The organism is Streptococcus sp. HMSC078H03 (assembly GCF_001808655.1).
GTDB lineage: Bacteria > Bacillota > Bacilli > Lactobacillales > Streptococcaceae > Streptococcus > Streptococcus salivarius_G.
The window spans coordinates 287,724-300,031 of the sequence record NZ_KV794113.1; the positions used below are offsets into that span (position 1 = coordinate 287,724).

The window sequence follows — 12,308 nt, forward strand, 5'->3', positions numbered from 1 at the left end:
CAATGTATACATACTTAATGAATATCTTACAAAACTTTACTCAAGAAATCCTTGGTACGATCTTCCTTAGTATTGTCGAAAATCTCTTGTGGTGTGCCTTCTTCGACAATAACACCGCCATCCATAAAGATAACACGATCAGCCACTTCATAAGCAAAGCCCATTTCGTGGGTAACGATTGCCATTGTCATCCCTGATTTAGCAAGGTCCTGCATAACTGCAAGAACTTCACCAACCATTTCTGGGTCAAGGGCTGATGTTGGTTCGTCAAACAAGAGAACATCTGGATCCATAGCCAAACCACGTGCAATCGCAATACGTTGTTGCTGACCACCTGATAGACTTGTTGGGTAGGCATCTGCCTTATCTTTCAAGCCAACCTTTTCTAAAAGTTCCATAGCCTTTGCTTCTGCATCAGCTTTAGAAACACCCTTAGTCTTAATTGGCGACAAGGTGATATTTTCTTTAACTGTCATATTAGGGAAGAGGTTGAACTGTTGGAAAACCATTCCCATCTTCTCACGCATTTTGAAAATGTCGTTATTTTTATCTGTAATATCCACACCTTCAAAGGAAATAACACCTTTTGTAGGTTTCTCAAGCAAGTTCATTGAGCGTAGGAAGGTAGATTTTCCTGATCCTGAAGGACCGATGATAACCACTACCTCACCCTTTTTAATATCTAGATCAATCCCTTTGAGAACTTCGTTCTTACCAAAATACTTGTGAAGATTTTTAATCTCAATAATTGTTTCTGCCATTATTTACGTCCCTCCCCAAGTCGTTTTTCCATTTGTTTCAAGAGTGCCGTCATAGCCGTTGTCACAATCAAATAATAGAAGGCTGCGAACAAGAGCGGTGTCAAGGTCAAGTAGGTTGTTGTTGCAACAGTTTGTGCACCATTCCACAATTCCATAACTCCGATGGTTTGCAAGAGCGAACTATCCTTGATAATAGTAACAAACTCGTTACCCAAGGCAGGCAAGATATTTTTAATAGCTTGAGGCAAGACCACATAACGCATGGTATTCCATGGACGGATACCAAGTGAGTAGGCAGCTTCAACCTGACCTTTAGGAATAGACTCGATACCTGCACGCACACTCTCAGAAATATAAGCACCACTGTTCAAAGAAAGGACGATAATACCTGGAACGATACGTGACAAATCAAGGTTCAAAATGCCAAACTGAACAGTTGGAAGATTCATGTGGATGAGGTTAAAAGCAATCATAATCTGTACAACCATAGGAGTCCCACGGAAAACCCAAACATAAAGGCTTACCAACCACTCCAAAGGTTTGATTCCAGAACGCTTGGCCAAGGATACCAAAACCCCAAGGATGGTTCCGAAGAAGACCACGCAGACCGAAATCATAATTGTTACTAAGACACCATAGTTAAAGTAAGACCAAAACTGTGGTAGAAATGAAAAATTCATCTAGATACTCCTTACTAATATTCTTCAATATTATATCAGAAGACTGTATAATAATAAAGTATTTTCTTATAAATGCGATATTTCAGTATAAAAACTAAGTTATAGACCTAGCTAGCAAAACTCTTAAGCAATACACCTCATGTATTTCCAAGATGACACCACGCCAAAAACTTTGCCAATGAGTTGAAACACTGCCTGTTTTGACAAGCCATACAAGCATCACCCCATGCTTTCATCCTGATAAAAATGCCTGAAACTCGATAGTTTCAGGCATTCTGATTTTTGGAACCTTGTAAAGTTCCAAAATAATTTATTAGTAAAGCAAATCGTAGATTTCCATTGCAATCAAGTCGATGCTATCAAATGAATAAGATTCACGTGCTTCAACATCACGCAATGTGAAAACTGGACCATTTTCAGGATCGTTGCTAAATGATACTTCGGCAACAACCACTCCTTCACGTTCAAAATTACGTTTCAAATTACCACCATCAGCCGCCATCATTTCAAGACGGTTAATGATTCTCACCAAATGTGATTCCATGTTATTTCTCCTATTAATTGTGTATTTCTTACTTATTTTATCACACTTATGGGAAAAATGGGGGAATTTTAGATATTTTTCAAGGAATTGTACATAATGGCCTTGATAGAATGCATACGATTCTCAGCTTCTTGGAAGATGATATCGCTGTATTTTTGGAAGACTTGATCGGTGATTTCTAATTCTGCCAAACCATATTTGTCATAGATTTCTTGCCCAATTTGGGTATTGAGATCATGAAAAGCTGGGAGACAGTGCATAACGATGATATCTGGATTTTCCGTCTTGGCAAGTAGGTCTGCATTAATTTGATAAGGCAGGAGTAAATCAATACGAGATTTAAAGTCTACTTCTTCACCCATAGATACCCAGACATCCGTATAAAGCATATCCACTCCCTTGACCTCTGAAATATCATCTGTAATGGTTAAATCGGCACCATTATTATGTTTCTGAGCTAGGGCTACAATCTCATCTTCGGGTTGCAGCACCTCTGGGGCAATAATCTTGACATTAACGCCTAAAATAGCCGAAGTGACCAAAAGTGAGTTGGCCATATTATTTCTACCATCTCCAATATAGGCGATGGTCAAACCTTCCAAACTACCAAAACGCTCCTTCAAAGTCATGAAATCCGCAATCATTTGCGTTGGATGCCAGGTATCCGTCAAACCATTCCAGACCGGAACTCCTGAGTACTTAGCCAAATCTTCGACATCTTCTTGCTTAAAACCACGGTATTCGATTCCATCAAACATAGAACCAAGCACCTTGGCTGTATCAACTACAGATTCCTTTTTACCTAACTGAATGTCTCCAGCACCAAGGTAGGTCACATTCATCCCTAGATCCTGACCAGCCACTGTAAAAGCTGAGCGAGTTCTTGTGGATGTTTTTTCAAAAATCAAGGCAATATTTAAGCCATCTAAATATTTATGCGGAATTCTTTCCTTCTTTAGCTGTTTAAATTTTATAGATAGATCGATTAACTCCTCAAGTTCCTGCTTGGTAAAGTCGATTTCTTTCAAAAATGATTTAGCTTTTGTCATAGGCATCTCTCTTTCGTTCTGAATAATATAAAATCATTATATAATATTTATACATTTTAGACAAGTGATTTTGAATTAAAATTCAATATTAGCACTCTTGTTAAGAGAGTGCCAAATCTAGATGCTTTTTACTTGCAATCTACCTTCCGCATGCTATAATGGAGTCATAGATTTGACCTTTTTTGACCAAGATTCTTTTCAATAAAGGTCTTTCCCAATTCAGATAGAAAAGAGGTACTGATATGCTCTGTCAAAACTGTAACCTTAATGAAGCTAGTATTCATTTATATACCAATGTAAATGGTAATCAGCAACAAGTTGACCTCTGTCAAAATTGTTATAAAATCATGAAATCTGACCCAGAGAACCCCCTCAATCAATTCAATCAAACAGGAGGTTCAAACTTCTTCGACGATTTCTTCAGCGACCTAAATAACTTCCGTTCTTCTAACGGCAATCTTCCCAACACACCTCCAACACAAGAAGGTGGTAACCGAGGAAACGGTGGTAATACACAAGGACCAGGCCGTCCAGGAGGACCACGCCAACAAGCTCCTCAACAGCCACAAGGTCTTCTTGAAGAGTTCGGCATTAACATCACTGACATCGCTCGTCGTGGAGACATTGATCCTGTTATTGGTCGTGACGAGGAAATCATTCGTGTCATCGAAATTCTTAACCGCCGTACTAAGAACAATCCCGTCCTCATAGGCGAACCCGGTGTCGGTAAGACTGCTGTCGTTGAAGGCCTAGCTCAAAAAATCGTTGACGGTGGCGTGCCACAAAAACTCCAAGGCAAACAAGTTATCCGTCTTGATGTGGTCAGCCTGGTTCAAGGAACTGGTATCCGTGGCCAATTTGAAGAACGCATGCAAAAACTCATGGAAGAAATTCGTCAACGTCAGGATGTTATCCTATTTATTGATGAAATCCATGAAATTGTGGGAGCTGGTAATGCTGGTGATGGCAATATGGATGCTGGAAACATCCTAAAACCTGCCCTTGCTCGTGGAGAACTTCAACTGGTCGGAGCAACAACACTCAACGAATACCGCATCATCGAAAAAGATGCTGCCCTAGAGCGTCGTATGCAACCAGTTAAGGTTGACGAACCAACGGTTGAGGAAACCATCACTATTTTGCGTGGGATTCAACCCAAATATCAAGACTACCACCATGTCAAATATACAGACGAAGCTATTACTGCAGCTGCAGAATTGTCCAACCGCTACATTCAAGACCGCTTCTTGCCAGACAAGGCCATCGACCTTCTCGATGAAGCAGGTTCTAAGATGAACTTGACCCTCAATTTTGTTGATCCTAAAGATATCGACAAACGTTTGATTGAGGCTGAAAACCTCAAGGCTCAAGCTACTCGTGACGAGGACTTTGAAAAGGCTGCCTATTTCCGTGATCAAATTGCCAAATACAAGGAAATGCAGAAACAAACCATCAAAGACCAAGATATGCCTGTCATCACAGAAAAACATATCGAAGCCATTGTGGAACAAAAAACCAATATTCCTGTCGGTGATTTGAAAGAAAAAGAACAATCACAACTTCTTAGTCTTGCTGATGATCTTAAATCACATGTTATTGGACAAGATGCCGCAGTTGATAAGATTGCCAAAGCCATCCGTCGTAATCGTGTTGGATTGGGTGCACCAAATCGCCCAATTGGTAGCTTCCTCTTCGTAGGTCCTACAGGAGTCGGTAAAACTGAACTCTCTAAACAATTGGCTATTGAACTCTTTGGTTCAGCTGACAGTATGATTCGTTTCGACATGTCAGAATACATGGAAAAACATGCTGTCGCTAAATTGGTCGGTGCCCCTCCGGGATATGTCGGTTACGACGAAGCTGGTCAGTTAACTGAAAAAGTCCGCCGTAATCCATATTCACTCATTCTTCTGGATGAGGTTGAAAAAGCTCACCCAGACGTTCTTCACATGTTCCTCCAAGTTCTTGACGACGGTCGCTTGACTGATGGTCAAGGGCGAACTGTAAGTTTCAAGGATACCATCATCATCATGACTTCAAATGCTGGTACAGGTAAAGTTGAAGCTAGCGTTGGCTTTGGAGCTGCCCGTGAAAATCGTACCAATTCTGTTCTTAACCAGCTTGGAGATTTCTTCAGCCCTGAATTCATGAACCGATTTGATGGTATTATCGAATTCTCTGCCCTTAGCAAGGAAAATCTCCTTACTATCGTTGACCTCATGCTTGATAATGTCAACCAACGCTTGGCTAATAACGGTATCCACCTCAGTGTAACTGAGAAAGTTAAGGAAAAATTGGTTGACCTCGGTTACGATCCTAAGATGGGGGCTCGACCACTACGTCGTACCATCCAAGATCATATTGAAGACGCTATTACTGACTTCTACCTTGAAAATCCAAATGAAAAAGATCTCAAGGCTGTCATGACTTCAAAAGGCCACATCACCATTAAGTCTGCTAAAAAAGCTGAAAAAACTGCTCAGAAAGCTGAGACAGCAAAAGAAACTGATTAAATAAAGAAACCAAGTCGCAATGACTTGGTTTCTTTATCGTTTCATTTCCTATTTTCAAATTTATCCCTAATTCTGCCTAAATCAATAGGAAAATGAGCAAAATTTTAGTATAATATAGGCAAATAAACGTAAGGAGCAACTCATGAATCCAACATTTGGTGACAAGGTTGAGGGAGCTCATTATCAAACACGTTACGGTGTTTATGCTGTGATTCCTAACCAAGACAAGACAAAGATTATTTTAGTCCAGGCTCCTAACGGGGCTTGGTTTCTCCCAGGTGGAGAAATCGAAGCAGGCGAGGATCACTATAGCGCATTAGAACGCGAGTTAATTGAAGAACTTGGGTTTACAGCCACTTTAGGCCAGTACTATGGCCAGGCTGATGAATACTTCTATTCAAGCCACCGTGACACTTACTATTACAATCCAGCCTATATTTATGAAGTTGTAGATTTTTCAAAAATTGGCAAACCTCTCGAAGATTTCAATAACCTGGCCTGGTTTCCAATTGACGAAGCCATTGCTAAACTTAAACGTGGCAGTCATAAATGGGGAATCGAACAATGGAAAGAAACTAACACAACAACTGGCAAATCCTAGGAGGAAACTATGAAACTCATTAATACGACCCGTACACACCAAGAACTTGTTCAAAACCAACTTGACAACACGGATGCCTTTCTCGTAGAGACCTACTCTGCTGGGAATACTGATGTTGTCTTTACACAAGCACCTAAGCATTATGAACTCTTGATTTCAAATAAACACCGTGCTGTTAAAGACAATGAATTAGAAGTTATCCGTGAATTCTTCCTCAAACGAAAAATCGACAAGGATATCGTTTTGATGGACAAACTCAGAACAGTACACACTGACAAATTGATTGAGATCTCATTCCCAACAACTGTATAAGACAAAACAAGCAATGGCTAATACCACTGCTTGTTTTTTTGTATGTTACAAAGCTTTCGAAGCTTGATCCAGAACTTCCATAACCTGACGACTATGTTCCAACTGCTTGGCAACACTGTCAAAATCCTTGGTCGCCACCATCTTTTCAAAAGCCACAAATTCATCATGCATACGATGTTGTAGACTATTGAGATTGACGACTCTCTCTTTCTGACCATTGAGGGTGACGCCAATCTCAGGGAGAGTGTTGGTTGCACCAAAAATGGTAATAGCTCCCTTATCCCCTTGAATAGTTGAACGAATCTCTGCACTACAGTCTTTAGCTCCAATGGCAACAGCCTTAAAGTTACCATAGTCCAAAACTAGAATTCCTGACGTATCTACTCCTCGCTCCACATTAGGTAGATATTCCACACGATGAGGCTTTCCAAAAAGGCCAACTAGAAGATGGATATTGTAAATATTAAGATCTCTAAGTGCTCCCCCACCCATTTCAGGATTGAAGGCAGGAGCAATCTCTCCTCGCTTGAAGGCATCATAACGTGATGAATATTGGGAATAATTGATATTCACAATCTTAACATCCCCAATATCAGACAAGGCTTCCTTAATCGCTGTAAAATTAGCCAAATATTGATTGGTAATAGCCTCCATCAAGAGAAGCTCTTTTTCTTGAGCAAGCTTAGCTAGCTCTTCAAACTCTTCCAAATGTAAGGTGAAGGGTTTCTCACAGATAACATGCTTGCCGGCCAAAAGTGCTTTCTTAGCATAGTTATAATGGGTATGGTTGGGCGTTCCCACATAAATCGTATCAACTTCTGGATTGGACAAAATCTCCTCATAATCACTAGTCGCCTGAGCCAAACCATATTGCTTAGCTAAAGCTTTAGCTTTGTCAAGTGATCGTGGTGTCGACATGATAGCTTTAAGCTCAATTCCTTCAATAGTAGTTAACACAGGAAGAACCTCTGTCACAATCATTCCTGTACCCAATAGTGCAAGTTTCATCAACTTACCTCCTTAATTTCTAATCTCTCTTTACAATGGTCCAAGCCCATATAGAGACTTATAATGAAAGAGGACTCAAATCGAAGTCCTCTAAAATTTAAGAACGTCCAAGCAGTTTCTTAACTCCTTGAATCGCTTTGTATTTAAGCGGTTGTGGATAATAGCGGAAGGTTCCCATCTTGCGAACAATGTAACCATTAAAGTTTTGTTTAAATCGCAAAACTCCATCTGAACCATCAAAAATCCCCATAATCCCAAGGAAATTATAGAAAGTAATACCACGTTTGATAGCTTGTGTCATCACATACTCTTGCAAGAGCGCTGGCGCATAAAACTTATTAAACTCAGGATAAGATCCACTAAAGAGATAAACAGCTTCTTGAGGGGTATAGACGAAAAGACTTCCAGCCAGAACAATGTCTTCCTGACCATACTTATCGATAAAGGCAGTTGCCTCTCCCTTACGAACATCAAAAGTCTCAAACTGACTTGATAGTTCTCTCAATTGGTTTTGCTTTTTCTCAGACTTTGGATTAGCCTCTAAATCAGCCTGGAGTTTAACAATTCTAGCCCCCAATTTAGCTTGATCACTTTCCAAATGGTCATAGTAATCTTGAAAATTCAGGGTAGCAACCATAAAATCAGCATTGTCACCAAAAGCATCATAAAAGTCTTGATAATAATCCAACGATTTATCACTATACTCACGACGATCAGAGGTCGCTGAAGTGATTTCTTTAAAAATGGATAACTCATCACGTTTCAGTTTTTTTAATTTAATCCCGAACGTTTTGGCTTTTTTAACCAGAGGTTTTCCCTTTTTACTAAAAGATTTGATGAGATCTTTTTCTTCAATCCCTGATAAATCCTTCACATAGTGCCAGTCAGGTTCACCACCAGGATAGCCTGTCTGTAAACCATCAAAGCTATAGCCTAAATCAGTCAATTGACTAATCAATTGCTTCTGCTCATCACTAGTTGGTTCACCATTACTATCAAAAGTTTGATAAGTATCATAAGGTTTGATTAATAGTTCAAGAGCACCATTTTCCTTAGCATAATCCTTCAAACCTTGGTAAAAGTCGCTTAGATGAGCTGTATTTGAGTGAATCGGTCCACAATTCACCTCCATACGAAGCCCACCAGTCATAGGCATGCTGTAGACAATTGCTGAGACTTCTAGCTGGTCTCCTTCTTTCCAAGCGACATAGCTAATGCTAAATCCACGTTTTTCAAGAAGCTTAGCCATTTCCTCAGTTTGCATAAAAGAACGCTCAGACACTTGTTGAGCATGTGTGTTAAATTCTTCTTTAGTTACTTGAATGAAGCTCATTTTTTTCCTTCCTAAAATGGATAAAGTAAATGACGAGTGAGATAAAAAGCAAGATGGCAAGTACTGCCACTAATGGCATTCGGATTGGACGGATATTAAGCAACAAATCTCCACTAACTGCATAAACAATCGATACTGGCGTCACTCCAATAAGTGTCGCCAAAATCCTCGTCCTTGTGGGTAAATTCATTTGAACACAAGCATAATTGACCAGAGCTGATGGTATAAATGGAATAGAGAAGGCCAGTGAAATCCCAATAAAGCGATGCTTAAAGTTCTCAATATAGTTTAGAAGTTTCTCCATGCGTTTGGACTTCTCTGGCTTTTCAAGTCTTCTCAGAATTTCAAAACTAGTCAAATTCCCAAAAGTATTACCAATAATATTCATCGGAATCGCAAGCAAAGGGCCATAGAGTAGCCCAACAAAAATACAAAAAATAGAACTTGAAACTCCAGGAATAGCCGATGACAGAATCATGAGACTAAGAAGGATCAGTGCATTTTGGAAATTAGCCTGCTTAAAAACTTCTCTTAAAAAGGCTTGATCATGCTTAGCGTTGGTCCATTCCTTGATTAAGGGGATGAAGTTATTTAAAAGAGGCCATAAGAATACCAGTATTAAACCGGCTATCCCTATAAAAAATAGTCTTTTTTTGGTCATTACATCTCCATAATTTTAATCGCTCCTTTTATTATAACAAAAAAATGCCTTCATTGATTTAGAAAGGCATCTTTTACTGCGATTACTTATTAATCAAATTTGCTTGTGACTTGTTTTCCAAGGCACCATTTTTAAAGTTAAGGGTAAGGCTACCTGTTTCACCCTTCTTAGCAACAAGGTTCGAAGACCAAAGCGCTTGTGTCATTGTTGCATCTGAAGAGACTGCAATCGAATAAACATCAGGTGTACCAAGCGTTTTGACAGCATCGTCATAGCTAGTTCCATTTTTGAGATTTTCGTACATCTTCAGTGTGATTTTAGGATCACGGACGTAAGAAAAGTTTGAAATTGACTTAACCACAGTGCTATTGTTAAAGAGTTTCGCTGTAACAACAACATTGTCATACTGCCAATTATAAACATCAAGCTTAGCATCTCCTGCCTGCTCCTGACTCGTTGATGAAGGTTCACCAAACCAACCCTTCAAGCTATCAAGATTTGAGCCTCCTGAAAATTCCTGAGAAGCATTTGCCATGGTAATCTTATCAAAGTTCTGGCGAACATTCCCATGCTTAACGGTTAAAATCTTAGAGGCTTCATTATCCAAAGATCCCTTCGTCTCTGTCTTAGACGAAGATTTTCCACAAGCAGCTAGAGTAAAAAGTGAGAGACCTAAAACGGTCAAAGACAAAAGTTTTTTCATAATAAATTCCTATATATACAAATAAAAGGCTGACGCCTCTGGTTTTTATGGAGCCGGTGGGAGTCGAACCCACGTCCAAACACCTGCCAACATATTCGTCTACAACCATAGGTTATGTCTTTCATTTAACAGATAGACGACACATAACTCAAGCCTTCTATCTGCGAGCCTATAAATCTCTTTTCAACCAGCTAGGCAATGGTCAAACGTAGCTTATAAATCAATAAAACCTCTAAACAAACATAAGCAATCTGCTAGAAGTCACGCGAGCAGGTGTTTAGGCTGCTACAGCGTAAGAATTAGTATTTTTTGCAGTTATATTTAACTGAGCGTTTACGTCGCCACACGAGTCGCAGAATATGCCTCATAATGCCTGTCGAATCCGTAACGACCCCAATATGAGATATTGAGTATTATAGCAAATTTTTTAATAAATTGCAAAAGATTAGCCAAACTGTCTCCCCAATAAATCAACTATGGGGATGCTAATAAAGTAGCTTACTTTGGTTTTAGGATAAGCTAATAGCTTTTCTTCTATATGTTTGCTTTTTTCCTTTTCAAGGCTAAAAGATTTTATGAAATACTTTCACTAAAACTTACCGACTAAAAAACGTTGAGAGAAAAAATCTTTCAACGTTTTTCTTTTTGCACCCTAAGGGAATCGAACCCCTATCTCAAGAACCGGAATCTTACGTGATATCCATTACACTAAGGGTGCTAACAGTATACTATTATAGCATACTCTAAAATAGAAAAAAAGACATGTTTCCATGCCTCTTTTTTTATCTTACAATTCGATATCTCCGAAAAGATCCGCCATTGAGAATCCAGATTGAGTTTCTGGAAGTTCGTAGTCACGTTTTTCTTGACGTTTTGGACGACGTGGACGTGATTGACGTTTTTCGTTGTTTTCGCCTTCAGCGTTAGCTGGACGTTCTTCAAGAGCTTTGATTGAAAGTGATACACGTTCTGCATCAGCGTTTACTTCAAGAACTTTAACAGTAACGTCTTGACCTACTGAAAGAACATCTTTTGGATTTTCAACACGTTTGTGTGAAATTTGTGAGATGTGAACAAGTCCATCGATACCTGGCAATACTTCAACGAAAGCACCGAAGTCAGTCAAACGTTTAACTTTACCTTCGATAACATCACCAGCAGCAAGTTTTTGTTCAACGCCATCCCATGGTCCAGGTGTTGTTGCTTTAAGTGAAAGTGATACACGTCCTGCTTCTTCGTCGATAGCAAGAACTTTAACTTCAACTTCATCACCTACAGATACAACTGATTTAGGTGAAACGTTACGTTCGTGAGACAATTCAGTCACGTGAACAAGTCCGTCAACACCACCAAGGTCGATGAAAGCACCGAAGCTTGTCAAACGAGCAACTTTACCAGTTACGATTGAACCAACTTCAAGTTTAGAGAAGACTTCTTTACGAGCTTCTGCAGCTTCTGCTTCAACAACTTCACGACGTGAAAGGATGAAACGGTTTTCAGCTGGATCAACTTCTTTAATTTTAGCGTCAAATTCTTGACCTACAAATTGTTCAGTGTTACGAACAAAACGAGTATCGATCATTGAAGCTGGAATAAATCCACGAAGACCTTCAAATTCAACAGAAAGTCCGCCTTTAACAGCGCGTGTTCCTTTAACAGTAACAACTTCTTCTTCACGACCAACAAGTTTATCCCAAGCTTTGCGAGCTTCCAAGCGTTTTTTAGATACAAGGTAAGTTACAGTATCAGTATCTTTACCAACAACTTGACGAAGAACAAGCACTTCAAGTGTTTCACCAACTTTAACAAGGTCTGCAACGTTTGCGTCACGGTCGTTTGTCAATTCACGACGTGTCAAAACACCTTCGATACCAGTTCCTTCGATAACAACATTTGCTTGATCATTATCTACTGAGATAACTTCAGCTGTTACAACGTCACCTGTGTTAACTTCGCTAACACTGTTTAGCAATTCTTCAAATTCGTTCATTCTAAAAAGATCCTCCAACAAGAGCCAGCCAATTCTGACCCTTGATAACAATATATTTTTAAAGGTACCCGCAAAGACAATGGTTAACATAGACGGTGCCAATGCACCCGATACCTTTTACTGGGGTAGCTGGATTCGAACCAACGCATGAGG

At 39.6% G+C, this 12,308-nt stretch carries 12 protein-coding genes, 1 tRNA gene and 1 other RNA gene; 3 read left to right on the top strand and 11 right to left on the bottom strand.

Translation table 11 applies throughout. From position 1 onward, the window contains the following. Nucleotides 1-26 precede the first annotated feature (26 nt). The 4 genes from HMPREF2607_RS07255 to argF form a co-directional block, all read right to left on the bottom strand. The gene (locus HMPREF2607_RS07255) at nucleotides 27-761 is read right to left on the bottom strand and encodes an amino acid ABC transporter ATP-binding protein (RefSeq protein ID WP_002886191.1); all 735 of its coding nucleotides are present in this window, start codon (nucleotides 759-761) and stop codon (nucleotides 27-29) included. Then, on the bottom strand, nucleotides 761-1,441 hold the full coding sequence (locus HMPREF2607_RS07260; protein WP_002886081.1) for an amino acid ABC transporter permease: 681 nt from the start codon (nucleotides 1,439-1,441) through the stop codon (nucleotides 761-763). The genes HMPREF2607_RS07255 and HMPREF2607_RS07260 overlap by 1 nt, the downstream gene beginning before the upstream one ends. Before the next feature lie 313 nt (nucleotides 1,442-1,754). Next, complete coding sequence (locus HMPREF2607_RS07265; RefSeq protein WP_002885970.1) at nucleotides 1,755-1,985, bottom strand: DUF1797 family protein; 231 nt, start codon at nucleotides 1,983-1,985, stop codon at nucleotides 1,755-1,757. A 68-nt stretch (nucleotides 1,986-2,053) separates the two neighbouring features. Beyond that, a complete protein-coding gene (gene argF / locus HMPREF2607_RS07270; protein ID WP_070476500.1) occupies nucleotides 2,054-3,034 on the bottom strand; it encodes an ornithine carbamoyltransferase in 981 nt (326 codons plus the stop codon). A gap of 242 nt (nucleotides 3,035-3,276) precedes the next feature. Between argF and HMPREF2607_RS07275 the strand changes: the two genes are divergently transcribed. The 3 genes from HMPREF2607_RS07275 to HMPREF2607_RS07285 all read left to right on the top strand — a co-directional run bounded on the left by HMPREF2607_RS07275 (nucleotide 3,277) and on the right by HMPREF2607_RS07285 (nucleotide 6,460). Next, complete coding sequence (locus HMPREF2607_RS07275) at nucleotides 3,277-5,547, top strand: ATP-dependent Clp protease ATP-binding subunit (RefSeq protein WP_070476502.1); 2,271 nt, start codon at nucleotides 3,277-3,279, stop codon at nucleotides 5,545-5,547. 142 nt (nucleotides 5,548-5,689) lie between these two features. After that, nucleotides 5,690-6,148, top strand: coding sequence for an NUDIX hydrolase (locus tag HMPREF2607_RS07280; protein WP_070476505.1), 459 nt, complete (start codon nucleotides 5,690-5,692; stop codon nucleotides 6,146-6,148). Between the two features lie 9 nt (nucleotides 6,149-6,157). Then, nucleotides 6,158-6,460, top strand: coding sequence for a DUF1827 family protein (locus tag HMPREF2607_RS07285; RefSeq protein WP_002885967.1), 303 nt, complete (start codon nucleotides 6,158-6,160; stop codon nucleotides 6,458-6,460). A 45-nt stretch (nucleotides 6,461-6,505) separates the two neighbouring features. On the opposite strand, the gene HMPREF2607_RS07290 is transcribed toward HMPREF2607_RS07285, so the two are convergent. The 7 genes from HMPREF2607_RS07290 to rpsA form a co-directional block, all read right to left on the bottom strand. Further along, nucleotides 6,506-7,468: a Gfo/Idh/MocA family protein gene (locus HMPREF2607_RS07290; RefSeq protein WP_070476507.1), complete on the bottom strand. Its 963-nt coding sequence runs from the start codon at nucleotides 7,466-7,468 to the stop codon at nucleotides 6,506-6,508. A 97-nt stretch (nucleotides 7,469-7,565) separates the two neighbouring features. Continuing rightward, nucleotides 7,566-8,801, bottom strand: coding sequence for an aminoacyltransferase (locus tag HMPREF2607_RS07295; protein ID WP_002885926.1), 1,236 nt, complete (start codon nucleotides 8,799-8,801; stop codon nucleotides 7,566-7,568). Then, the gene (locus HMPREF2607_RS07300) at nucleotides 8,779-9,462 is read right to left on the bottom strand and encodes a TVP38/TMEM64 family protein (protein WP_014633415.1); all 684 of its coding nucleotides are present in this window, start codon (nucleotides 9,460-9,462) and stop codon (nucleotides 8,779-8,781) included. The genes HMPREF2607_RS07295 and HMPREF2607_RS07300 overlap by 23 nt, the downstream gene beginning before the upstream one ends. Nucleotides 9,463-9,544: 82 nt before the next feature. Continuing rightward, a complete protein-coding gene (locus HMPREF2607_RS07305) occupies nucleotides 9,545-10,165 on the bottom strand; it encodes a DUF3862 domain-containing protein (RefSeq protein WP_002885892.1) in 621 nt (206 codons plus the stop codon). Nucleotides 10,166-10,210: 45 nt separating this feature from the next. Further along, nucleotides 10,211-10,560, bottom strand: a transfer-messenger RNA (tmRNA) gene (gene ssrA / locus HMPREF2607_RS07310). A gap of 251 nt (nucleotides 10,561-10,811) precedes the next feature. Then, nucleotides 10,812-10,883: transfer RNA gene (locus HMPREF2607_RS07315), tRNA-Arg, on the bottom strand. Between the two features lie 69 nt (nucleotides 10,884-10,952). Next, nucleotides 10,953-12,155, bottom strand: a complete 1,203-nt coding sequence (rpsA, locus tag HMPREF2607_RS07320; RefSeq protein WP_003094841.1) for a 30S ribosomal protein S1 — start codon at nucleotides 12,153-12,155, stop codon at nucleotides 10,953-10,955. Nucleotides 12,156-12,308: the final 153 nt, after the last annotated feature.